Consider the following 24,053-nt stretch of genomic DNA (forward strand, 5'->3'; position numbering starts at 1 on the left):
GTCAGTCCTTCACCGCCCCCGCAGTGACCCCGGCGGCGACGTACTTCTGCGCGAGCACGAGCAGCACGGCGGTCGGGATCGACGCGACGACCGCTGTCGCCATGATCGCGTTCCACTCCTGGTTGTTGTTGCCGATGTACTTGTAGATGCCGAGGGTGATGGTCTGGAGACTGCCGCCGGCGTTGAGCGTCGACGAGAAGATGAAGTCCGACCATGCCCAGAGGAACGCGAACAGCGACACCGTGACGATCGAGTTGCGGCTCACCGGCAGCACGATCGATCGGAAGGTGCGCCACGATCCCGCTCCGTCGATCTTCGCGGCGCTCATGAGCTCGTCGGGGATGCCCGACATGAACGCGGTGAAGATGAGCACGCCGAACGGCACCGCGATCGTCGAGTCCGCGATGATCAGGCCGGGGATCGTGTTCAGGATGCCGAGGTTGATGTAGATCGCGTAGAACCCCATCGCCATGATGATTCCCGGGATCATCTGTGCGATGAGAAGTACGAAGTTGAGCACGCCGCGACCTCGCGGGCGCAGCTTGGCCAGCGAGTACGCGGCCGGCGCCGACAGGGCCACCGTGAGCACGACGGTGCCGAGTCCCACGATCAGGCTGGTGAGGAGGTACGGGATCTGCTGGCTGATGACGGCCTGATAGCCCTCGAAGGTCGGATGGAGCGGGAACCAGTCCGGCGGGTTCTTGCGCATCTGCGACGTCGGCGTGAGCGAGACGTTCACCATCCAGTAGACCGGGAAGAGCATGACCGCCGTCAGCACGACGCCGAGAGCCGTCTTCCACCAGGGTCGCTTGCCGTTCATGCGTTGTCCTGCTTCCGCTGCACCTGGATGTAGATGAGGCCGAACACCAGCGCCAGGACGATCAGCAGATTGCCGACCGCCGCAGCGGGGCTGAGGTCGGGGAGGGTCGAGCCGAAGCCCAGCTGGTACGACCAGATCGAGAATGTGGTCGACGAGTTGCCGGGACCGCCGCGGGTCATGATCCAGATGATGTCGAACACCTTCAGCGTGTAGACGAGCCCCAGCAGGATCGTGATCGCCGACACCGGGCGCAGCAGCGGGAACGTGATCCGCCAGAACTTCTGCCACGCATTGGCCCCGTCGAGGGAGGCCGCCTCATAGAGGTCGGCCGAGATGTTCTGCAGCCCGGAGTAGAGGATGACCAGGTTGAACGGGATGCCGATCCAGATGTTCGCGATGATCACGCTGACCAGCGCCCAGGTGGGCGAGGTGAGCCAGTTGACCGGCGGGAGGCCGAACGTGTGGAGGACGGAGTTGATGACGCCGGAGTCGCTGTTCATCATCCACGACCAGGTCGACGCCGAGACGATCAGCGGCAGCAGCCACGGCACGAGGAACAGTGCGCGCAACGTGCCGGAGAGCCGGAAGTTCTGATGGAAGAACACCGCGAGGAGCAGCCCGAACGTGAACTGGAAGACGATCGAGACGACGGTGAAGAGCGCCGTGTGCACGAGCGCAGGTACGAACGTCGGGTCCTGGACGACCTTCACGTAGTTGTCGAGGCCCACGAACGGAGCGCCGCCCTGCACGAACGAGCGGACGGTGTAGTCCTTCACGCTCAGCTCGACGTTGCGGTAGAGCGGATACGCGTAGAAGACGATCAGATAGATCACGACGGGGGCGAGGAACGCCCACGCCGCCCACTGGGTGGAACGCGGCCTCCTGAGCCGGCCGGTGCGGACCGGCGAGGCGTCTCGTGACGCCCCACCGGCCCGGCTCGGCCCAGACCGCGGAGCCGCTGTCTGCGTTGTTGTCATCGGTTTTACCTTTGTCGCTGGTGGTGCGGGTGGTGCCGACTACTTGGTGGCGGCAGCCGCGGCCGACTGCGCGGCCTTGAGCGCGTCCGCCGGAGACTGCGAGCCGCTCAGAGCGTTCTGCACGGCGCCCCAGAGCTCCTTCGAGATCTTCGGGTAGTTCGTGCCGAGGTTGTCGCTGGTGCGGCCCTTCGCTGCGGCGACGGCGTCGACCCAGGGCTTGAGTTCCGGGTTCGCCTGCACCTGCTGCTGCTGCGCGGCCTGGGTGGGGGCGATGTAGGAGAGCGTGGTGTCGGTCTTGACGAAGGCGTCGGTGCTGGTGAGGCACTCGGCGATCTTCTTCGAGGTGGCGTACCGCGCAGTGTCCTTCTGAACCGGGATGGTCATGAATTCGCCGCCGGTCGGCGCGGGTGCCGAGCCGCCGTCGATTCCCGGGATGGTGAGGATGCCGTAGTCGATGCCGGCCTTCTTCACGTTGCCGAGCTGCCAAGTGCCGTTCTCACCGAACGCGAAGTCGCCGGTCGCGAACTCCTGCCAGGAGGTGGTCTGGGTGTTGTTGATCACCGAGTTGGGCGCGTAGCCCTTCTTCACCCAGTCGGTCCAGAGGCTGAGCGCCTGCTGCGCCTTGGCGGAGTCGAGGTGCTTGAGATCGGCGCCGGAGCCCCAGAACCAGGGGAGGAACTGGAAGCTGCCCTCTTCGGTGCCGATGGCCGAGAAGGTGATGCCCTTCTTGCCGGCGGCGGTCACTTTGGCGAGGGCGTCGGTCAGGCTGCTCCAGTCCTTCACCGTGGCGATATCGACGCCGGCTGCGCTGAGCACGGCCTTGTTGTAGTAGAGCGCCAGCGTGTTCGCGCCGATGGGGACACCGTAGGTCTTCCCATCCAGCTGGCCCGCCGCCAGGATGTTCTTCTGGATGTCGGCGGTCGAGAGCTTGTTCTCGGCCGTGCTGGTCAGGATCCCCGCGTCGGCCAGCGTCGACACCACGGGGTTGTCGACGAGCAGCAGGTCGGGCGACGTGCCCTGCTGGCCGGCGAGGAGAGCCTTGCTGGTCAGGTCGCTGGTGTCGTAGCCGGTGCGCTTGACGGTGACTCCCGCCTTGGTGCCGCACTCCTCGACCAGTTTGGTCCAGTCGGCGGTGGCGTCGAACTGGGGGTACGGGTCCCAGAACGTGTAGCTGCCTCCTGCGCTGCTGCCCGAGCCGGAGCCCGAGCCCGAGCCGGAGCAGGCGGCGAGACCGCCGATGACGGCGGCGGCGAGCACGGCGGCCCCGATGAGGCGCGTGCGCGTGTGTGCGATCACAGTATTCCTCCTTGAATGTGCTGACTGTGTCTTCGTGTCCGGGAAGTGCTTCGCTGCGTTCGAGTTGGGGTGGTGGGTTATCGGGTGCTTCCGCGGATCGTGAGTTCCGGCGCGATGAATCGGGTGACCGGCGCCCCTGCGAGCTCCGGGTTGGCGATCCGCCGCACCAGCTGCCGGACCGCTTGCTGGCCCAGCTGATCGGGCGAGCTCTCGACCGCTGTATAGGGCAGCGAGAAGGCTCGACCGAAGTCTTTGGAGTAGAGGCTGACGACCGACAGGTCGGTCGGCACACGCGTGCCGCGGGCCGCGAGCACCGAGGGCAGCGCCGCGATGGTGGCATCGTTGTGCACGACGAGGGCGGTCGCGGTGGGACGGGCATCGAGGATGGCGTTGATGCTCTGGCCGATCGCCGGCTGCTTGCTCTCGCCGTAGTACGGGTGCATCTGCAGGCCGTAGCGCGCCGCGCGCTCCAGGGCCGCGTCGCGGAACCGCCAGCCGTACGCGCCTCCGCGCTCGAAGACGTGCTTCGGAGGCGACACCACGACGATCTCCCGATGGCCGAGCCCGTAGAGGTGGTCGACCAGGAGACGCGCGGACTCCCCGAAGTCGAGGTCGAAGACGTCGAGGCCTTCCGTGTGCTTCGGGAGGCCGACGAGCGCTCCCGGCTGAGGAGCGGCACGGAGTGTGTCGAGTCGGGGGTCCTCGTGGATGACGTCGAGCAGCACGACGCCGTCGACCATGCCTGCGCTCGTCACGCGTCGCAGCGCCGCCGTGGCGTCGACCTCCGTGACGAGCAGGATGTCGTAGCCGAGTTCGCGCGCCGTGTCGGAGACCGGCAGCACGTACTGGAGCATCGCCGGCGCGAACTCGTCCTGGTGGAACTGGGTCAGCAGCCCGATCACCATCGTCTGGGAGGTGGCCAGTGCGCGGGCGCCCGCGTTCGCCGTGAAGCCGAGCTCGGCGATCGCCTCGTCGATCCGCTCCCGCGTCGACGGCGAGATCGTGCGTTTGCCGGAGAGGGCGTAGGAGACGGTGCTCGGCGAGACGCCTGCGTGGCGGGCCACGTCCGAGATGGTGACGGCCACTCTGCCTCCTTCGTCGTCGAATCGCGTGCCGTTCCGGTGACCGAGAATGTCGAACCGGTTCGATGAACATATGCGCCTTGGACGGCCCGCGCAAGTCGAAGCGGTTCGCTTACCGTCCGCTCCCTGGAAATCCGCGGAAAATCGGCGAAGAACGACGCGAGGTCGACGGCGCTACAGGGACCGCGTGCTGCCGCGATCGGTGAAGCCGGGCTCGATCAGGCGCACCATCGGCGCGCCGGCGGCCTCCTGGTCGGTGATGCGGCGCACGAGCTGCGTCACCGCGAGCTCGCCCAACCGGTCCGGCAGCGACTCGACGGCGGTGTAGGGCAGCGAGAAAGACTGCCCGAACTCCTGCGAGAACACGCCGACGACGGAGAGGTCGTGCGGCACGCGGATGCTGCGCTCGTCCAGATAGCGCGGCAGGGCGGCGATGGTGGCGTCGTTGTGAACGATGAGCGCGGTCGCCCCGGGATGGTCGCTCAGCGCCGTGTCGAGGGCCTGTTCGATTCCGGGGTGCCGCGAGTCGCCCGCGACGGCTGTCAACCGCAGGCCGTAGCGCGCTGCGCGCTCGAAGGCGGCATCCCGGAACCTCCAGACGTACGACCCTCCCCGGTCGGCGACGTGCTCGGGCGGCGTGATCAGGATCAGTTCGCGGTGGCCGCGCTCCGCGAGGTGGTCGACGATCATCCGCGCGGCCTCGCCGAAATCCAGGTCGAACGAGTCGAAACCCGCGGAATCACGGGCATAGCCGATGAGCACGGCCGGCTGTCTCGCCTCGCGCAGTGGGCCGAGCCTGGCGTCGTCGTAGGTGACGTCGAGCAGCACGACGCCGTCCACCATGTGCGAGGAGGTCGTGCGCCGGATGGCCCCGACCAGGTCGGCATCGGTCACCATCAGCAGGTCGTAGCCGTGCGCTCGCGCTGTGGTGGAGACGGGCAGGACGTACTGCAGCATGGCCGGGGCGAACTCGTCCTCCTGGAATTGCAGGTACAGCCCCAGGACGCTGGTGTGCGCGGTCGCCAGGGCTCGCGCCCCTGCGTTCGGCGTGAACCCGAGCTCGACGATCGCAGCCTCGATGCGCTCCCGGGTCTCGGCGGAGATCACCCGCTTGCCCGAGAGGGCGTACGAGACGGTGCTGCGCGAGACGCCGGCCGCCCGGGCGACGTCACCGATCGTGGCGGCCATGCGAGCTCCTCCCCTGCGCGGATCAGCCGATTGTTTCACGTCCAGCACCCGCGCGACGGCAACGACCTCGTTCGCGCTACGTCGAATCGGTTCGCCGACCGTTGCTTGACGCCGAGGGCGAAGCGGGGCTAATTTGCAGCTGTGATTAATCGAACCGGTTCGATTAACCACCACCGCGCAGACGACCGCATGCACGACGCCGTGTCTGCTCCACCACTGATTGAGCAACGGAGAACAATCATGTCTGATACTCGCTCGGGCCGGTCTTCCGTACCGGTCCGCGATGGGGACGCCGGCCCGCGCCGGCAGCGGCGGACGGCACTGCGCCGGATCGCCGCGGCGGTCGCCGGCACCGCGCTGGTCGCCGCAGGCGGCACGCTCGCCGCGCTTCCCGCGGGCGCCGCCCCCACGGCCGCCAACACTCTCACTGTCCAGGCCGACCAGCCCTTCCGCCCCGTGAGCCACGTGGCCACCGGCTCCCTTTACGGCCTCGCCAACGCGACGACGCCGTCCGACAGCCTTGTGCAAGCGCTCAAGCCGAGCGAGTTCGTCATGAAGCCGATCGGCGGAAAGCAGCAGCCCACCGGCGATATCGGCCAGACATGGCAGAAGGCCGACGCAGCCGGCGCGAAGGTCGTCGACCGGCTCTCCGACTACTACGCGGGCTGGCCGTACCAGTTCAGCTGGAGCACCTGGGATCAGGTCGTCACCGACCAGGTCGCGGCCGTCAAAGCCTCCGGGATGACGAACCTGGCCGCGTACGCGCCCTGGAACGAGTCGGACAACACCTGGCTCGCCGCCAACGGCACCTTCGAGGACTTCTGGACGCACACCTACCGGCTCATCCGCAGCCTCGACGCGACGACGCCGATCCAGGGCCCGAGCCTGTCCGACAACATCGGCGACATGCAGAACTTCCTCACCAATGCCGTCGCCACGAACACGGTGCCCGACATCCTCGCCTGGCACGAGCTGGAGACATCGTCGAAGATCGCCGGCGACGTGGCGAAGGTGGAGGCGATGGAGGACGCCCTGGGCATCCAGCGCCGCCCGATCGACATCGAGGAGTACGCGGCACCCGCCGAGGTCGGCATCCCCGGCTCGCTGGTCGGCTACATCGCCAAGTTCGAACGCCTCGGCGTCCACACGGCGGAGCTCGCCTTCTGGAACCAGTCGGGCGCTCTCGGCGACCTCCTCACCGGACAGGGCGGCAGCCCGAACGGGGCGTACTGGCTCTACACGTGGTACGCGGGCATGAACGGCGACATGGTCACCACCACCCCTCCCGGCAACAACAACTTCGACGCGGCCGCCTCGATCACCCCCGACAAGAAGGAGGTCGACATCATCACCGGAGGCACGTCCGGCACGGCGGGCATCCGGGTCGCCGGGCTCGAAAAGCTCGCGCTCGGCTCGAAGGTGAACGTCAAGCTCGAGTTCACGCCCTCCTACGGCCGCACCGTTGCCGTGGCCGCGCCGACCACGATCTCGACCTCCACCTACCAGGTGGGCGCCGACGGATCGATCACGATCCCCGTCGTGATGAACCCGGCTTACGGGTACCACATCGTCGTCACCCCGGCCGCCGACACCGCCGATCTCTCCGGCACCTACACGATCACCAACCTCAACAGCGGGCTCGCACTCGACACCCAGGCCTCCGGCACCTCCGCCGGCACCGCGGCGGTGCAGAACGCTCCGGCCGCGGGAGGCAGCGCCACGCAGACCTGGCGGCTGGTCGCCGCGGGCTCTGGCCTCTACAAAGTGGTGAACCCGGCCACCGGCCTGGTGCTCGGGATCCAGGGAGCCGCGACCGCGACGGGTGCGCCCGCCGTCGTCTGGGGCGACAGCGGCACCGACGACCACCTCTGGCAGGTCGTCCCGGACGGCAGGGGCGACTACCGGTTCGCGAACTACGGCACCGGCCTGGTGCTCGCTGTCGCCGGGATGAGCAAGGCCGCAGGAGCCGGCGTCGTCCAGTGGACCGACGGCTCGGTCACCTCGGGCTGCACGGCAACCGGCCCCCGGCAGCCGGGCAGGATCGGCTCGGCGCTCTCGTTCTGCAACAGCACGGCCTACGCCACCCTCCCGACCGGTGCGGTCAGCGGGCTCACCGGCGACTACACGGTCTCCGCGTGGGTGAACCCCGCCAGCAACGCCTCGTGGCAGCGACTGTTCGACATCGGCTCCAGCAGCAACGCCAGCATGTTCCTCACCCTCAACGACGGCACCGAGCTGCGCTACGCGATCACCACGAGCGGAGCCGGCGGCGAGCAGCGTCTCAACAGCAGCACCAAGACGCTGCCGCTGAACCAGTGGTCGCTGGTGACCGTCACGGTCGCCGGAACCACCGGCACGCTGTACGTGAACGGTCAGGTCGTCGCGACGAACTCCGCCATGACGGTGCACCCGTCGGCGTTCGGCCAGAGCACCAGGAACTACATCGGCAAGTCCCAGTACGGCAGCGACCCCGCCTTGAACGCCACGGTCGACGACTTCAACATCTACAGCCGCGCGCTGAGCGCGGCCGAGGTGGGCGCTCTCGCCTCCGGGCAGGCCGGCAGCGGCGACGTCGTGCACTACGCGTTCGACGAGGCAGGCGGATCGACCCTGGTCGACTCGTCGGGCAGCGGCCGCAACGGCACGGTCGTCGCAGGCTCGTCGGCGACGACGAACACGTCGGCGACCGACGCGCAGACCGCAGACCACTTCTGGACGCTGCACGCGGTCGGCGCACCGGCGGCGCCCGCGGCTGCGACCGCGACCGCGGCCGCGTCGGCTGTCACGGTCTCGTGGACCGCGCCGGCCGACGACGGCGGCACTCCCGTCACCGGTTACCGGATCTACCGGGACGGCGTGACGGATCCGGTCGCGACTGTCGGAGCCGACGCCACCTCCGCGTCGATCACCGGGGTCTGGCCCGGCGACACGGCGGCGTTCGGCGTCACCGCTATCAACGCGGCGGGCGAGAGCGCGGAGTCGGGCCTCACCGATCCGGTCACCGTTCCGGACGGCGCGACCGCCAAGCCGGGCCAGGCCGCGCTCTCGAACGACAACGGCTGGGACACCGGCCTGCAGGACGGCTCGTACAACGTCGTCATGAACCTGTGGTGGGGCGAGGAGGGATCGATCTACCGGCTCTACGAGAACGGGACCCTGATCGCGACCACCAAGCTCACGTTCGGCGGAGTCGGTGCCCAGAACGTCTCCATCCCGGTGACGGGCAAGACGAACGGCACCTACGTCTACACGGGCGAACTGGTGAACAGCCACGGCACCACCGCCACGACGAGCACGACCGTGAAGGTGACGCAGGCGAACCCGGGAGCGCCGGTGCTGAGCAACGACGACTGGAACGGCGGCGGTACCTACACCGTCACGGCGAACCTGTGGTGGGGCACGAACGCGACCTCCTACACGTTCTACGAGAACGGCGTCGCCGTCGGCCAGGGCGACCTGACCGCGAACACCCCGAACGCCCAGTCGGCCACGCTGAAGGTCGAGGCGAAGGAGAAGGGGACGTACACCTACCGCGTCGACTTCACCAACGCCGCGGGCACCACGAGCAGCAGGACCATGACGGTCACCGTCACCAAGTAGCGGTGCGGCGCAGGAGCGGGGCCGGCGAGGTGCCGGCCCCGTTCTGCGTTTTGCATGACTTCGCGCCGAGCGCCGGAAGCGGCGACGCGGTATCAAGCCACCTCGCGGTCCTCATGGATTGGACTCGAGGTTCAACCGCTCAAAGCGTCGGGTGGTAGTAGCCAACCTCCAGGCCCGGGATCGAGTGAACCAGGTCGAGGAGGAACTTTGAATAGTCCACACTGCCTTCGATCTGGTCGACCAGGCTGGCGAGGAGAGTGATCCCCGCGGCTGGCGTCTGGGGGTGCAGGTATGCCCTTTTGATGTTCAGGGCGATCTCCGGAAGCGTGACGTTCCCATCGAATCGCCTGTTCCAGACGCGCCCATGGTGAGCGGCGATGTTGCGAAGGAACGTGATGTTCTGTACGGCCTGGAGGAGTTTAGGTACGTCGTCTATCTTGACCGACTTCGCCACGGGCTCTAACACGGACTTGTCCCTCAGTGCACGCAGTAGACGAGAAAAGGTTCCCATCGAAATGACCTCCACAGCCGCCCAGAACGGCACCGGCTCTCCGTTGCTGACGTGGTGCTGGATGAATATCTCGTCGCGTTCCTGCACAGCGCTGAGATCTCCGAGAACCGTTGCACGGTTTTTGACTTGCTTCTGCCACCGACTGAATCCGGGGTCCGTAGGGTCGGGCCGAGTGGCCTCCGGGAGATAGAGGCTCTCATCCAAGTACGCGTCCCCGCCGCCGACGACCTTCGCCAGGTGATAGGCCACCCTGCTTCGGAGTGTGGGTTCGACCACCGAGACACCATCAAGGATGGCGTTGCGGACCGCGCGATCCAGATCGTAGACCTCCATCAGGTCGATGGCGGTGGTGCCCTCGCGATATCGATCCGTGGAATCAGCCGGATCATAGAAGCAACGGGCGTAACCGCTCACCCGGTAGTAATTGCTCGAGTACAGGAACATCGCGAACCTGCCGGGGGCGACGTGTCCCAGGTCTAACCCGCGGTTGACGTGTCGTTGAACCTGCGTGTTCACATCGACCCATTCCTTCACGTCTCCCCCAATAGACCTAAACGAAGAACCCACCCAGCCCGAAGGCTGGATGGGTCCGAATGTTGGAACAAACATAGCACAACTGTTGCGGCGGTCGCCGGGACCGATTCCGGCGGTGACCGGTTCCGCCGGATCGCCCCGATCCGCAACTCACGGCGCTAAGGTCATACCTATGGCGTCCGACCCCATCACCGCATCCCAGCTGATCCCTCGCCGGCTGCCGGCGGGCAGGCTCGGCGTGGCGGTCGTCGCCGAGCTCGTCGAGCTGATCGTGACCGGGCAGCTCAAGGAGGGCGATCTCCTGCCTCCGGAGGGTCCGCTGAGCGAGCACTTCGGGGTCAGCCGCACGGTGTTGCGCGAGTCGGTGAAGCGCCTCGAGGAGAAGGGGCTCGTCATCGTCTCGCAGGGGCGCGGCACGCAGGTGCAGGCGTCCGGCTACTGGAACATGCTCGACCCGGTCGTGCTGTCCGCGCTGATCGACAACGACGAGAGCCTCGGCGTGCTCGACGAGCTGACCATCGTGCGCGCGAGTCTGGAGTCCGCGATGGCGAGCGCGGTGGCGGCGTCGCACACCTCGGAGGAGCTGCGCCGGCTGGAGAACGCGCTCACCGCTATGCGCGAGAGCGAGTCGGAGACAGACTCCTTCCGCCAGGCCGATGTCGTCTTCCACTACGCGCTCATGGAGATCTCGGGCAACGGCCTGGCCGAGAACATCGCCAAGCACCTGTACAAGCGCGCGGTCGAATCCAGCCGCTACCAGGGCATCAACCCGCCGGACGCGGTCTCCCTGACGCTGGACGAGCACGCCGCGATCGTGGACGCGATCGCGCGCGGCGACGTGCCCGGCGCGGCGAAGGCCATGCACGACCACATCCACATCTCGTGGGAGCGCCGCCGCCTCCCCGACCACGCCCCGCGCGTGCGGGGCGCCGGCGCCTCGGTGCCGACCCCGGTCTCTTCCTCAGACGAGTGAGTACACCTCGGCCGCGGCACCGCCGAGCACTCTGTCCTGCTCGCCCTCGGTGAGCCCGGCGAGGAGCATGTCTACCGCCTCCCGCCACACGGAGGCGCCGCCGCCGAGCTCGGCGAGCGGCCAGTCGGAGCCGTAGAGCAGTCGGCCGGGGCCGAACGCTTCCAGCGCCGCTGCGACCACGGGCGCGAACGTCTCCGCCGACCACGTGCCGGGGCGATGCCCTGAGGCGAGCCCGGAGAGCTTCGCCACGGTGTTCGGGAGGGCGGCCAGGCTGCGGATCCCTGCCTCCCAGACCGACCGGTCCGCGTCGTCGGCGTACGGACCGCCGAGATGGTCCAGCACGAACCGCAGACCGGGGTGCTCGACCGCCACGCGCGCGGCCTGACCGAGCTGCCAGTCGCGCACGACGAAGTCGAACGTCAGCCCGTGGGCCTCGAGATGCTCGAGGCCGTACCCGACCTCGTGTCGGAGCAGCCACTCCGGGTCGGGATCGATGTGCGCGAGATGACGCACGCCGACGACCGGGACCCGCGCGCCCTCACCGATCGTGGCCAGCTGCGCGGCGACATCGCCCGACAGGTCGACCCAGCAGACGAGTCCTGCGACAACCGTCGGGTCGGAGGCGGCCAGGCGGACGCTCTCGCCGAGGCTGTTGCTGGCCTGGACGAGGACCGCCCGGTCCATGCCGGTTGCGCGCAGCATCTCCCGGAGGTCGTGCGTGCCGAAGTCGCGCGCGATCGCCGGCATCGTGGCGGGATCGATCCAGTCCTGCGGGTCGGTCGCCCGGTTCCAGAGGTGCACGTGGGCGTCGACGCGCTCGGTCACGGGAGGTGCCAGATCTCGTCGAGCTGCTGCCACGGCGACCGGGTGTCGCGATCTCCGCCGAGCGGGATGTTGCACGGGTCGGTGTGGGTCCACCACTCCTGAGACACCGGGTCGGCGGCGATCCGGCGCTGGTCGGCCTCGTGGTCGTCGCCGATGTACTCGTAGTACGCGAACAGCGTGTCGCCGACGATGAAGATGCTGTAGTTCCGGATGTTGCACTCCGTCAGCTTCGCTTCGACGGCGGGCCAGACCGCCCTGTGCAGTTCCAGATACTCCTCCCGCTTCTCCGGCCGCACACCGGTCACGAACGCGAACCGCTGGGGTTCGGCGCTCACGAGACCGGCCTCAGCGGGATCGTGGGGTCGTCGATCACGTCCGGCTCTGCGACGAGCCGGAGCGCCGCCCGCTCCGGGCGCACGTGCGGTCCGGTGGCAGGAGGCGCCGCCGGGGCGCCGGCGCTCGTCACGATCGACTCGTCGACGATGATCCCCAGCCCCGGCCGGTCGCCGAGGACGATGCCGCCGTCGTCGAGCTGCTGGTCGACATCGAGTCCGAGAGGGAAGGAGAGGTCCTGCACCTCGAACGTCAGGAGGTTCGGCACGGCGGCAGCCGCGTGCGCCACGGGGTTCGTGTTGAAGGCGACAGGGCTGACCGGGAGGTCGTGGCCGTGCGCGAGCGTGGCCACGCGCAAGAAGTGGGTGATCCCCCAGACGTTGCCGACCTGGACGACATCGACTGCGTTGGCGTCCAGCAGCGGGCGATACTGTTCGAGGCCGGTGAGGTTCTCACCGCTCGCGATCGCGGCGCGGATCTTCCCGCGCAAGGCCGCCATGCCCGCAGCGTCCCACCGCCGCAGCGGTTCCTCCACCCAGGTGAGGTCGAGCTGCTCCTCGATCGCGCCGACGTAGCGTGCCGCCTGCGCGTGGTTCCACGACTCGTTGACGTCGAACATCAGCGCAGGATGACGGGAGTTGCGGCTGAGCGCGTCGCGCAGGATCTCCAGCCGCGGCAGATCGCGCTCGAGATCGCGACCGCCCTTGAGCTTGCCCGCCTTGAAGCCGCGGTCGGCGAACCGGCCGTACAGCTCGGCGAGCTCCTCGTCGGTCAGCCCGTACTCGAGGCCGGAGGCGTAGCCGGGAACGAAGCGCTCCCTGGCTCCCAGCGTCCGCCAGAGCGGCTCCTCCGCGGCTTTGGCCTTGAGGTCCCACAGCGCCATGTCGATCGCGCCGATCGTGCCGAAGGTTGAGCCGGAGTGGCCGGCCTTGAACACCCAGTCCAGCATCCGGTCGTAGAGCGCGACGACGGCGCGGGGGTCCTCCCCCTCGATGGCGGGGAAGATCCGCGCGATGTCGCCGTGCGCGCCGAGGCCGACGCCCTCGAGGCCGCTGTCCGTCTCGATGATGAGCACGGGCACGGGAGTGGTGTTGCCGGTCTGCACCCCGTTCACGTCGCCGGTGATGCGGCCCCAATCGTGCACAGTGCCGAGACTGCGATAGCCGGTGATTTTCATGGACGTGTCTCCTTGCGAGCGGATGCGGTCATTCCTTCGTACCCCCTGCCGTCATCCCCGTGACGAGGAAGCGCTGCGAGAAGAGGAACACGATCAGGACCGGGAGGATCGAGACGATGGTGGCGAGCGCCAGTGTCGGCAGCTGGACCGAGTCCGACCCGGCCGAACTCGGGTTGAAGGCGGGCGTCGACGCGAGCAGCGACGTCAGACCCACCTGCACGGGATAGCCGTCGCTCGACGGAAGCATGACGAACGGGAGGAAGAAGTTGTTCCAGTTCTGCACGAAGCTGAAGAACGCGACCAGTGCCACGATCGGCGCGGCGAGCGGCAGGGCGATGCGTGTGAAGACCTGGAACTCCGAACAGCCGTCGATCCGGGCGGCCGCCAGCAGGTCCCTCGGCACGCTCGTCGAGAAGTAGATGTAGGTCAGGTACACCCCGAACGGGAAGAACGACATCGGAAGGATGACCGAGAGCGGGCTCCCGATCAGGCCGACGGTGTTGAGCTCGAGGAAGATCGGCAGCACCAGCGCGGTGCTGGGGATGAGCATGACCACCAGGGTCAGCACCAGCAGGGCCTTGCGGAGCCGGAACTCCGTCAGCGCCAGGGCGTAGCCGGCCGGGATGCTCACCAGGAGCGTGATGATCAGCGCCCCGACCGCGTAGAGCGCAGAGTTGCCGATCCACGTCGTCACCGCGCCGTCCTGGAAGCCGAACAGCTGATTCCAGTTGGCCGTGAAATCGGCCCAGGAGCCGAGTGCGAACGGGTTGTCCAGGATGAGCGCCTTGGACGACTTCGTCACCGCCAGCAGGAGCCAGACGATCGGGATGACGAAGAAGAGGACGAACACCAGGAGGACGACGCCGGCGATGGCCCGGCCGCTCCAGCCCCCGAGGTTCACGCGTTGCCTGCGCTGTTGCGAGAGAGTCGTCATCGCTATTCCCTTTCGAAGAGGCCGCCGCGCGTGACGAACACCCACGACAGCAGGAGAGCGACGATGAGCAGCAGGAGCGAGATCGCCGCCGCGCCGTTGAAGTCGTTCTGCTGGAAGGCGTACTGGTACGCGAGCTGGTTGAGCGAGTAGTCGTTGGGGACGATCGCGTTGCTGGCCTGGCTGAGCAGTTGCGGCTCGACGAACAGCTGCGTGCCGGCCGCGAGCGACATCACGCCCATGTAGGCGATCCACTTGCGCAGCATCGGCAGCTGGATGCTCCACGCGATCTGCACGGCGTTGGCGCCGTCGATGCGCGCGGCCTCGATGACCTCCGTGCTGATGTTGTTCAACGCGCCGTACATGATGACGATCCAGCCGCCGGCGCCCGTCCAGAACGCGATGATCGCGAAGATGACGGGGAGGTTCCCCGGCTGGATGACCTGGACGAAGCTCGTGAAGCCCATCGCCCGCAGCAGCCCGCTCACCGGGCTGGCCGTCGGGTCGAGCACGAACAGCCAGAGCAGCACGCTGGACGCGCCCGCGAGCGCGCCGGGGAGGTAGTAGATGAAGCGCAGGGAGGTGCTGGCCCAGCGCACGCGCAGGGCGTGCACGATGAGCGCCAGGGCCACGACGAAGACCAGCAGGCCGATCAGCCAGATCACGAGGTAGGCGACCACGTGCTCGACGGCCGGCCAGAACCGGAAGTCGGTGACGACCTTCACGAAGTTGTCGAAGCCGGCGAAGCCTCCGTCCGATCGGGTGAAGGCGAGGACGACCGAGTACACCGCGGGGGCGATTCCGAACGCCAGGGTGAGCAGAGCGTAGAGCGAGACGAACAGGTAGCCGATCGGTGTGCGCCCTGGAGCGCGGCCTTCCCGTGCCGCCGACCGCCGGCGCTGGGGTGCGCCGGCGGTCAGCTGGTCGCTCGGACGAGCGAGGGTCATGTCAGTTCACCTTGTATCCGTTGACCTTGGCCTGGTTCTCGATCGCCTGCTGCCAGGTCGGCAGGAGGTCGGCGATGTTCTTTCCTCCGGTGATGGCCGGGGTCATCGTCTTGGCCCAGACCGCCTCCTGGCTGAAGAGACCGTATCCCCAGCCGTCCCAGACCTGGGAGGCCGCGGTGACGATCGGCTGCAGCGGGGTGGCGTAGTACTTGCTCGCATCCTGCTTGGCGATCCACTTCTGGGCGGCGGGCGCGTACGCCGGGTAGCCCGGCGCGACGTTCACCTGGTAGTCGTCGGCGGTCGTCACGAACTCCGCGAACTGCTCGGCGGCCTTCAGGTTCTTCGAGTGGCTGGAGATGAACCAGGTGCCTCCACCGACGTTTCCGGTGACAGCCTTGTCCTCGCCCTTCCACGGGAGCGGAGCGGCGACCGCGAGCTGCCCGGCCGGCACGTTGAGCGACTGCGCGTTGTTGAAGATGGCGCCGGCGTACCAGGCGGGGCCGGGCATCATCAGCACCTTTCCGGTGTAGTTCTTGACGAACTCCGGAGTGAAGACGCTCACGTTCGGAACGGTGCCGTCGCTGCGGAGCGTGTCGAGCAGGGTCGCCGCCCGCTTGCACTCCGTCGTGTCGGTCTTGACCGTCACGCTCGTCGGGCCGGTGATGTCGTTGGCCTGGCACTTGCTGCCCCACATGAACACCTCGGGCGTCCACGCGTCTCCCTGCGTGCCGACGATGTAGCCGGGGTGCTCCGCTGCGACCTTCTGGCCGAGTGCCTGATACTCCTCCCACGTGGTCGGCACGGTGTAGCCGAATTGGTCCATGAGCGACTTGTTGTACCAGAGCACGGCCTGCGCCAGGTCGTTGCGCAGGCAGTAGACCTGACCGGAGACGGTGCAGGGGTTCAGGGCGCCCTGCGTGAAGTTGGACAGGGTTTCCTTCGGCACCAGGCCCTTGTCGAGCACGGCGGCGAACGCCTGCTTGCCGTCGGTCTTCTGGCTCGCCCAGGAGGCGTCGTTGTTCTGGCTCGAGAACACGACGTCCGGCCAGCCGCTGCCCGCCCGGTCGAAGAGCTGGATCTTCGTCCGGAACGAGTTGGAGCCGTTGGCCGACCCGTCGTAGGTCACGACCTTGATCTTGGTGTCCGGGTGCGCCTTCTCGAATGCCTTCGCCGCGGCCTGGCGGTCCGCGTCCACCCAGACGGTGATCGTCGAGGAGGTGTCTTGGGCGGCTTCGGGAAAGCCGTACGACCCGTTCGCCGAGCTCCCGCCGGTGCTGCAACCGGCGAGGGCCAGCAGCGCCGTCGCGGCGCTGAGTGCGGTCGCGACCAGCGCCGTCCGGCGACGCGGGTGCACCACAGTGTGGATTCCGACCATGAGATGTCCTTGTCTTGTCGACTTCATTGACGACTCCGAGGAGACGTATGATGACTATAGAAGATACGTATTACCTTTGCCAAGAGGCAGTTGCACCGAGATCCGATTGTTATCGGGCCGGCCGGGTCAGCGCCCCAGCCACCCGCCGTCGACCGGCAGCACGGCGCCGGAGATGTACCCCGCCGCGTCGGACGCGAGGAAGACGGCGGCTCCGCCGATATCCTCGGCCGCCCCCCAGCGCCCCGCCGGGATGCGGTCCAGGATCGCGCGCGAGCGCACAGGGTCATCCCGCAGAGCCTCGGTGTTGTCGGTCGCGATATAGCCGGGCGCGATGCCGTTCACCGTCACCCCGGAGGACGCCCACTCGTTCGAGAGCGCTCGGACCAGCCCGGCGACACCCGACTTCGCGGCCGCGTAGCCTGGCACGTTGATCCCGCCCTGGAACGACAGCAGCGACGCCGTGAAGACGATTCTGCCCCTCCCGCGCTCGAGCATCGGTCTGCCGAGCGTCTGGGCGAGCACGAAGCCGCTGGCCAGATCGACCTCGATGACCTCGTCGAACCACTCGAGCGGATGGTCGATCGCCGGTGCCCGGCGGATCGTGCCCGCGTTGTTGACGAGGATGTCGACCGGCCTGTCCCGGCCGGAGATCCGCCGGCCGAACTCCAGCACAGCGGCCCGGTCGGCGAAGTCGACGCGATGGCCCTCGAAACCCCTGCCCAGCGCGCGCACGCGGTCGCCCACTTCGGACGATTCCGGATCGAGGGTCGCCGACACTCCGATGATGTCGGCGCCCGCCGCGGCGAGCGCCTCCGCGATCGCCCGCCCGATACCTCGCTTCGCGCCGGTGACGACGGCGAGGCGGCCGGTCAGGTCGAAGCCGTTCACCAGCCCGCTCACCGGCCGACCTCCACGAGGATCTTCATCGCCTGGCCGGCTTCGAGGTCGGCGAAGGCGCTCGCGACCTCAGGCAGCGGCACCACCCGGGTGATCAGGCGGTCAGCCGGGATGGCGCCGTCGGCGACCAGTTCGATCGCGCGCTCGAAGTCCTGCCGCTGATAAACGCGCGCGCCCAGGATCCTCAGCTCGCGCCAGAACAGCCGGTGGAGGTCGATCGGGCGCGGCTGCGAGTGGATCGCAACGACGACGAGCGTTCCCCGGACCTTGGCCAGCGCGGTCGCCCCGAGCACGGCCGCTGCGGAGCCGGACACCTCGAAGACCACGTCGGCGCCCGCGCCGCCTGTCCATTCCTCCACCCAGGCGACCTGGTCGACCGCCGACGGGTCCAGCGTGCGCAGGCCGATCCCCTCGGCGACCGCACGGCGTCGCGGGTCGATCTCGGCGATCACCACCTCCGCGCCGAACGCTTCGGCCACGGTCGCGATGAGCACCCCGATGGGACCGGCGCCGATGACGACCGCCTTGTCGCCGGGCGCCAGCTCCGACCGCCGCACGTCGTGCACCGCGACCGCGACGGGTTCCACCAGTGCCGCGTCCCTCAGAGAGACTGCGTCCGGAAGCCGCACGAGCGTCGACGCGGGGACATTCCAGCTCTCCTGGAGGGCGCCGGGGCTGTCGATGCCGATGAAGTCGAGGTTCTGGCAGATGTGCTCGTTTCCGGCACGGCACGCGGGACAGGTGCCGTCCCAGCTCAGCGGCATCACCGTCACGGGATCTCCGACCGCCCACCCCTCGACCCCGGGACCGAGCTCCGCGATGGTGCCGGACATCTCGTGACCGATCGTGGCCGGAGCCGTGACGCGCCCGTCCATGTCGCCGTGGAAGACATGGAGGTCGGTGCCGCAGATGCCGACGTAGGCGACGGCGATGCGCACCTCCCCCGGCCGCAGCGCCTGCGGCTCCCGCTCGTCGACCGTTATCGTCCGGTCACCTACGTAATTCGCCGTCAGCATCGCCCGGCGCTCCTTCCTCGAGAGACTCACGTGTATCTAAACATAATACGTATGCTGAATGGAATAGACTCTCGCCATGACCGCCACGCTTCCGACCAGGCCGCTGCGCACCGGGACCCGCCTCACCGAGCTCGGATTCGGCGCCGCACAACTGGGGAACCTCTTCCGCGAAACCACGGACGACGCCTCCGCCGAGGCCGTGGCGGCCGCCCTCCACGACGGCCTGCGCTACTTCGACACCGCGCCGCACTACGGCCTCGGCCTCTCCGAGCGCCGCCTGGGCACAGCACTCGCCGCGACACCACGCGACTCCATCACGGTCTCGTCGAAGGTCGGCCGACTGCTCATCGACAGCCCGGAGACGGCCGACCGGCTCGACGACGACGGTTTCATCGTCCCGGCGCAGACACGCCGGGTGTGGGACTTCAGCCGCGACGGCATCCTCCGCTCCGTCGAAGCGTCGCTCGGCCGGTTGGGGACGGACCGGCTCGACATCGCCTACCTCCACGACCCCGACGACCACTGGGAGGCCGCCTCGACCACGGGCATCGCCGCCCTGATCGAACTCCGCGATCAGGGCGTGGTGCGGAACATCGGCGCCGGGATGAATCAAGCGCCGATGCTCGCGGAGTTCATCCGCCGCTGCGATGTGGACGTGGTCATGGTCGCCGGCCGATTCACACTGCTCGACTCGGCAGCTCTCGACGAGCTGCTCCCGCTCGCCGCCGAGCGCGGTGTCGGTGTGGTCGCGGCCGCCGTGTACAACTCGGGTCTGCTGAGCTCCGAGGCCGTCGACCCGTCGGCGCACTTCGACTACGGCGATGCGCCGCCCTCCGTCATCGAGCGCGCCGTCCGCATCGCGGAGGTCTGCACCCGGCACGGAGTCGGCCTCCCTGCGGCCGCGATCCAGTACGCGCTGCGGCATCCGGCCGTCGTCTCCGTCGTCACCGGCATGCGGACGGCCACGCACGTGCACAGCACGGTCGAGCGCTACAGCGCAGAGATCCCGGAGGCCCTGTGGGAGGAGCTCGATGCGAGAGGGCTGGTCGCCGACCCTGCAATCCGATCAGCCGACCGATCGTTCTAGGGTAAACATCACACGTCTCTTGCAGTAAACATAATACGTATGCTAACCCTGTTCTGGGGGCACCGACGCCTCCCACAACAGAAAGCGAACGAAATGACATTGACGTCTGTCTCGCGACGGTCGATGGCCAGGAAGAAGGGACGCAAGCCGGCACTCCTCGCGATCCTGGGCGCCGGCGCTGTCATCGTCTCCGCACTGGTCGCCGCTCCCGCACAAGCGGCGCCGGCGACCATCTTCTACGCGGCCCCCGACGGCAAGGACGCCGGACACTGCAGCCAGGCCATGCCGTGCTCCCTCGAACGTGCGCAGCACGTCCTGCGCCCCTCCATCAAGCACGGCGACGTGACCGTCCAGCTCGCGGACGGCGTCTACCGCCTCTCGAAGCCGCTCACCTTCACTGCAGAAGACGGTGGCGGCGACAACACCGTGCACTGGGCGGCCGCCCCGGGAGCCCACCCCGAGATCACCGGAGCCTCGAGCGTGGGCGGTTGGACGCCGTCGAGCGCCGGCACAGGAATCTGGCAGGCGCCGACTCCCGCCGGGCTCGACACCCGTCAGCTCTACGTGGACGGGGTGATCGCTCCGCGCGCCTCCATCAAGCTGGCCAACTCCGACGTCACCCCGACGCCGACCGGGCTGACGATCAACAACCCCGCGCTCGCCTCCCTCGCCGCTCTGCCCGACCAAGGGCGGATCGAGTTCGAGTCGCTGGGCGACTTCACCAACCGGTACTCGCCCGTGCAGAGCATCGTCGGCACCCGGATCACGATGGCTCAGCCGGCCTGGGACAACAACACCTGGGGCTGGGACACCGTGCAGAGCTCGCTGCTCGCCGCGCCGACGTGGTATCTCGACAACTCTCTGGCGTTCCTCACGCAGACGAACCAGTGGTACATCGACCCGCAGGCCGGCACGCTCTACTACAAGCCGGCCGCCGGGGTCGATCCGAACACGCTCGACATCGAGCTGCCGCGCCTGCAGTCGCTCATCAGCATCGGCGGCACGTACGACCAGCCGGTGCGTGGCCTCTCGTTCGAAGGCCTCCAGTTCTCCGGGACATCGTGGCTCGAACCCTCGACCGACGGGTACGCCGACCAGCAGAACGGGCTCTTCATCAAGGGCGCCTACGACTATCGACCGGCCGACGCCTTCACCAGCTGCGCGCGCGGCTGCGAGATGTTCGAGCGCGCTCGGACCAGCTGGTACCAGGAGCCAGGGGCGGTTCAGGTCTCGGCCGCGAGCCGGATCACCTTCACCGGCAACACCTTCACCAATCTCGGGTCGTCAGCGCTCGGCATCGGCAACGACGCCAACGCGACGACGACCGGGATCGGCTACGGCGCGAGCAGCATCCAGGTGACGGGCAACCGCTTCCTGGAGGACAGCGGCCACGGCATCTCGGTGGGCGGGGTCCTCCCCGACGCCCATCACCCGAGCGATCCGCGGATGACCAACAAGGACATCACGATCCAGGACAACACCGTCGACCGGGTCTCGGTGGACTACAAGGACAACGGCGGCATCCTCAGCACCTACGTGACCAACGCGCAGATCCTGCACAACGAAGTCGCCAACGTGCCGTACGACGGAATCGACACCGGCTACGGCTGGGGCATCAATGACGCGGGGGGCTCGAACGACTACGTCGATCGCGGCTACTACACGTACAACACCCTCTACACCACGCCGACCACGCTCAAGGACAACCGCGTGGAGGGCAACCTGGTTCACAACACCAAGGCCCGATTCGCCGACGGCGGCACGCTGTACAACCTGTCGGCCAGCCCCGGCAGCGTCGTCGACAAGAACTACCTGTTCAACATCTCCGGCGTCGGGCTCTACCTCGACGAGGGGTCCCGGTCGATGACGTACGAGAACAACGTCGTGCAGGGCGGTTCATTTGTGTTCACCAACGCGTACAGCCTGCGAAACAACACGAGTGACAACGTCATCCAGAACAACTGGTACAACTCCGGAGGCGTCTCGGCGCCGAACGCCGCAGCGCACAACAACACCCTGGCGAACAACGTCAAGGTGTCCGCGGCGAACTGGCCCCAGGCTGCGCGTGACGTGATGTGCGCGGCCGGCGTCGCGCCGCAGTACCGCACGGCGCTCAACGCCAACCTGTTCGGCCTCGCCGGCTGCCCGGTGTCGTCGCCCGTGGCGCCGGGCTTCGCGACCGCGAGCGCCTCGGCGGCCGGCACGTACTTCGGCCAGACCGGCGGGACCTTCGGGATCGCCGCGGCGGGAGCCGACGTGTGGGGCGCGGGCGGTCAGCACGACGACCAGTACGGGGCGATCTACCGGGCCGGCTCGCTGGCCTCCGGGTCGAGCGTGTCGGCACGTGTGGTGTCGGTGAACGATGCCAACGCGTGGGCGAAGTCCGGGGTGGTCGTGCGCAACGACCTGACCAAGGCCGGTACCTCGGCGGGCTACGCCGTGGTCGCGGTGACCGCGCGCAACGGAGTCGACTTCGAGTGGGACTCCAACGGCGACGGTTACCTGGACTCGAGCGCCCACGCCGCGATCGACGTCTTCCGTCCGATCTGGGTGAAGCTGAGCCGCTCGGGGACCTCGTTCACCGCGTCGTACTCGTACGACGGCGCGAACTACGTCCCGATCGGCTCCCCGGTCACGCTATCGACGGCCGCGGCAACCCAGGACGCGGGGATACTCTCGACCTCGCACGACGTGACCCAGTCCGCGATCAACCAGTTCGATTCGGTGGCCGTCGGTCGCTGAGCGAAGGCGAGGGCGGTGGGCGGGAGCCCACCGCCCTCGTTCCGTGGGTTGCGGCCCTCAGCCGCTGTGCACCCGCGCCAGGTACTGGCGGGTCGCCTCTTCGCGGGGGTCGCCGAAGATCTGCTCGGGCGGTCCCTGCTCCAGGAGCACACCGTCGTGGAGGAAGATGATGTGGTCGGCGACGGTGCGCGCGAAGTGCATCTCGTGCGTCGTCATCAGGATGGTGGAGCCGGCCGCCTTCAGCTCGGTCACCAGGTCGAGCACCTCGCCGACGAGCAGCGGGTCGAGGGCGCTGGTGATCTCGTCCAGGAGCAGCAGCTCCGGGTTGGTCACGATCGCGCGGATGATCGCGACGCGCTGCTGCTGGCCGCCGGAGAGCCGGTCGGGGAAGTCCTTGACCTTCCCGCCCAGGCCGATGCGCTCCAGCCACTGCACGGCCGTCGCCTCCGCCTCCGCCCGCGGGATGCCGTGCACCTTGCGGCTGGCGAGGGTCACGTTGTCGAGCACGCTCAGGTGCGGGAACAGGTTGAACTGCTGGAAGACCACGCCGATGCGTGCGCGCGTGCGGTCCACGTCGATGCGCGGATCGCTGATGTCCTCGCCCTTGAGGAAGATGCGGCCGTCGTCGATCTGCTCCAGCAGGTTGATCGTCTTGAGCAGCGTCGACTTGCCGGAGCCGCTCGCGCCGATCGCGACGACGACCTGGTGCCGGTCGACCTCCAGGTCGATGCCCCGCAGCACAGGGGTGTCGCCGAAGCTCTTGTACAGGCCCTCGACGCGCAGGACGACGTCGGAGGCCGGGACGCCGGGTGCGGGGGTCTGGGACGCGGTCACACCGTGCCTCCGATCTGTTCGCGCTTCTGCGCCCGCGCCGACAGCCAGTCGGTGAGGCGGATGAGCGGCCAGCTGATCGCGACGAACAGCAGTCCGGCCACGATGTACGGCGTGAAGTTGTAGGCGTCCGCCGACGCGATCTGGGCGGCTCGCACCGCGTCGACGGCGCCGAGCACCGAGACCAGACCGACGTCCTTCTGCATCGAGACGAAGTCGTTGACGAGCGCCGGCGTCACCTTGCGGACACCCTGCGGCAGGACGACCAGGCGGAGCATCTGCGCGTGCGACAGCCCGAGCGAGCGCGCCGCCAGGCGCTGCGACGGGTGCACGGCCTCCATGCCCGCACGGAGCACCTCTGCCACGTAGGCGGAGTAGGTGAGGATGAGCGCGATCGTGCCCCAGAACTCCGGCGGCATGCGGGGGATGACGCCGAGCGCCGGGATGCCGAAACCGACCAGGTAGAGCACGATGATCAGCGGCATCCCGCGGAACAGGTCGGTGTAGACCGTCGCGATGACCCGCAGCGGGAAGAACACCGGGCCGCGCAGGGTGCGCACGATCGCGAGCAGTGTCCCGAAGATCGCGACGCCGATCGCGGCGTAGAACAGGATCTGGATGTTCAGCCAGAGGCCGAGCAGGATCGAGCCGAGGAACTCCCAGCCGACCTTCACGTTGAAGAACGACTGCTGCACGAGCGCCCAGCCCGGCGTGTTCACCACGGTCAGCCACACCAGCACCGCGAGCACGATGGTGCTCGCGAGACTGATCAGCACCGACCGGCCGGACTGCTTGGCGCGGAACGCTCGGCGGTCCAGCTCGATCGCGCTCACCGGCGTGCCGTCGAGCCTGGTCTGCTGCTGCTGAACCGTTCGCCGGCTCACGCGGGAGCCCCGGCGATCGCGGCGGGA

At 68.1% G+C, this 24,053-nt stretch carries 20 protein-coding genes; 4 read left to right on the plus strand and 16 right to left on the minus strand.

Annotated elements, in window-relative coordinates:
* Position 1: 1 nt before the first annotated feature.
* The 5 genes from JNB50_RS21540 to JNB50_RS21560 all read right to left on the minus strand — a co-directional run bounded on the left by JNB50_RS21540 (position 2) and on the right by JNB50_RS21560 (position 5,363).
* A complete protein-coding gene (locus JNB50_RS21540) occupies positions 2–820 on the minus strand; it encodes a carbohydrate ABC transporter permease (protein WP_208042185.1) in 819 nt (272 codons plus the stop codon).
* On the minus strand, positions 817–1,797 hold the full coding sequence (locus JNB50_RS21545) for a carbohydrate ABC transporter permease (RefSeq protein WP_208042186.1): 981 nt from the start codon (positions 1,795–1,797) through the stop codon (positions 817–819). The genes JNB50_RS21540 and JNB50_RS21545 overlap by 4 nt, the downstream gene beginning before the upstream one ends.
* Before the next feature lie 39 nt (positions 1,798–1,836).
* A complete protein-coding gene (locus tag JNB50_RS21550; RefSeq protein ID WP_208042187.1) occupies positions 1,837–3,093 on the minus strand; it encodes an extracellular solute-binding protein in 1,257 nt (418 codons plus the stop codon).
* Between the two features lie 77 nt (positions 3,094–3,170).
* Positions 3,171–4,178: a LacI family DNA-binding transcriptional regulator gene (locus JNB50_RS21555; RefSeq protein ID WP_208042188.1), complete on the minus strand. Its 1,008-nt coding sequence runs from the start codon at positions 4,176–4,178 to the stop codon at positions 3,171–3,173.
* A 171-nt stretch (positions 4,179–4,349) separates the two neighbouring features.
* Positions 4,350–5,363: a LacI family DNA-binding transcriptional regulator gene (locus JNB50_RS21560; RefSeq protein WP_208042189.1), complete on the minus strand. Its 1,014-nt coding sequence runs from the start codon at positions 5,361–5,363 to the stop codon at positions 4,350–4,352.
* Positions 5,364–5,603: 240 nt separating this feature from the next.
* On the opposite strand from JNB50_RS21560, the gene JNB50_RS21565 reads away from it, so the two are divergent.
* Positions 5,604–8,963, plus strand: a complete 3,360-nt coding sequence (locus JNB50_RS21565; RefSeq protein WP_208042190.1) for a LamG-like jellyroll fold domain-containing protein — start codon at positions 5,604–5,606, stop codon at positions 8,961–8,963.
* Between the two features lie 139 nt (positions 8,964–9,102).
* Here the strand turns inward: JNB50_RS21565 and JNB50_RS21570 are convergent, their stop codons facing one another.
* Complete coding sequence (locus JNB50_RS21570) at positions 9,103–10,008, minus strand: Abi family protein (protein WP_208042191.1); 906 nt, start codon at positions 10,006–10,008, stop codon at positions 9,103–9,105.
* A 172-nt stretch (positions 10,009–10,180) separates the two neighbouring features.
* On the opposite strand from JNB50_RS21570, the gene JNB50_RS21575 reads away from it, so the two are divergent.
* On the plus strand, positions 10,181–10,981 hold the full coding sequence (locus JNB50_RS21575; RefSeq protein WP_208042192.1) for a FadR/GntR family transcriptional regulator: 801 nt from the start codon (positions 10,181–10,183) through the stop codon (positions 10,979–10,981).
* Here the strand turns inward: JNB50_RS21575 and JNB50_RS21580 are convergent.
* The 8 genes from JNB50_RS21580 to JNB50_RS21615 all read right to left on the minus strand — a co-directional run bounded on the left by JNB50_RS21580 (position 10,970) and on the right by JNB50_RS21615 (position 18,482).
* Positions 10,970–11,806: an amidohydrolase family protein gene (locus JNB50_RS21580; protein WP_307794833.1), complete on the minus strand. Its 837-nt coding sequence runs from the start codon at positions 11,804–11,806 to the stop codon at positions 10,970–10,972. The two genes, JNB50_RS21575 and JNB50_RS21580, sit on opposite strands and share 12 nt — an antisense overlap.
* Positions 11,803–12,141, minus strand: a complete 339-nt coding sequence (locus tag JNB50_RS21585) for an L-rhamnose mutarotase (protein ID WP_208042193.1) — start codon at positions 12,139–12,141, stop codon at positions 11,803–11,805. Before JNB50_RS21585 ends, JNB50_RS21580 begins: the two co-directional genes overlap by 4 nt.
* The gene (locus JNB50_RS21590; RefSeq protein ID WP_208042194.1) at positions 12,138–13,316 is read right to left on the minus strand and encodes a mandelate racemase/muconate lactonizing enzyme family protein; all 1,179 of its coding nucleotides are present in this window, start codon (positions 13,314–13,316) and stop codon (positions 12,138–12,140) included. Before JNB50_RS21590 ends, JNB50_RS21585 begins: the two co-directional genes overlap by 4 nt.
* A 28-nt stretch (positions 13,317–13,344) precedes the next feature.
* Positions 13,345–14,250 carry a carbohydrate ABC transporter permease gene (locus JNB50_RS21595; protein ID WP_243768797.1) on the minus strand — a complete coding sequence of 302 codons (906 nt, stop codon included), beginning with the start codon at positions 14,248–14,250 and terminating at the stop codon, positions 13,345–13,347.
* 2 nt (positions 14,251–14,252) lie between these two features.
* Complete coding sequence (locus tag JNB50_RS21600) at positions 14,253–15,194, minus strand: carbohydrate ABC transporter permease (protein WP_208042195.1); 942 nt, start codon at positions 15,192–15,194, stop codon at positions 14,253–14,255.
* Between the two features lies 1 nt (position 15,195).
* The gene (locus tag JNB50_RS21605; protein ID WP_208042196.1) at positions 15,196–16,569 is read right to left on the minus strand and encodes an ABC transporter substrate-binding protein; all 1,374 of its coding nucleotides are present in this window, start codon (positions 16,567–16,569) and stop codon (positions 15,196–15,198) included.
* 126 nt (positions 16,570–16,695) lie between these two features.
* Positions 16,696–17,457, minus strand: coding sequence for an SDR family oxidoreductase (locus tag JNB50_RS21610; RefSeq protein WP_307794842.1), 762 nt, complete (start codon positions 17,455–17,457; stop codon positions 16,696–16,698).
* 8 nt (positions 17,458–17,465) lie between these two features.
* Positions 17,466–18,482: a zinc-binding dehydrogenase gene (locus tag JNB50_RS21615; RefSeq protein WP_208042197.1), complete on the minus strand. Its 1,017-nt coding sequence runs from the start codon at positions 18,480–18,482 to the stop codon at positions 17,466–17,468.
* 76 nt (positions 18,483–18,558) lie between these two features.
* Between JNB50_RS21615 and JNB50_RS21620 the strand changes: the two genes are divergently transcribed.
* Entirely contained in the window at positions 18,559–19,569 is a 1,011-nt protein-coding gene (locus JNB50_RS21620; RefSeq protein ID WP_208042198.1) for an aldo/keto reductase, read from the plus strand.
* A gap of 93 nt (positions 19,570–19,662) precedes the next feature.
* On the plus strand, positions 19,663–22,311 hold the full coding sequence (locus JNB50_RS21625; RefSeq protein WP_243768798.1) for a right-handed parallel beta-helix repeat-containing protein: 2,649 nt from the start codon (positions 19,663–19,665) through the stop codon (positions 22,309–22,311).
* A gap of 57 nt (positions 22,312–22,368) precedes the next feature.
* Here the strand turns inward: JNB50_RS21625 and JNB50_RS21630 are convergent, their stop codons facing one another.
* Together JNB50_RS21630 and JNB50_RS21635 are read right to left on the minus strand one after the other, a co-directional pair.
* On the minus strand, positions 22,369–23,145 hold the full coding sequence (locus JNB50_RS21630; RefSeq protein ID WP_208042199.1) for an amino acid ABC transporter ATP-binding protein: 777 nt from the start codon (positions 23,143–23,145) through the stop codon (positions 22,369–22,371).
* A complete protein-coding gene (locus JNB50_RS21635) occupies positions 23,142–24,026 on the minus strand; it encodes an amino acid ABC transporter permease (RefSeq protein ID WP_307794834.1) in 885 nt (294 codons plus the stop codon). The genes JNB50_RS21630 and JNB50_RS21635 overlap by 4 nt, the downstream gene beginning before the upstream one ends.
* Between the last annotated feature and the right edge of the window lie 27 nt (positions 24,027–24,053).

Source organism: Leifsonia sp. TF02-11 (genome assembly GCF_017565305.1).
GTDB lineage: Bacteria > Actinomycetota > Actinomycetes > Actinomycetales > Microbacteriaceae > Leifsonia.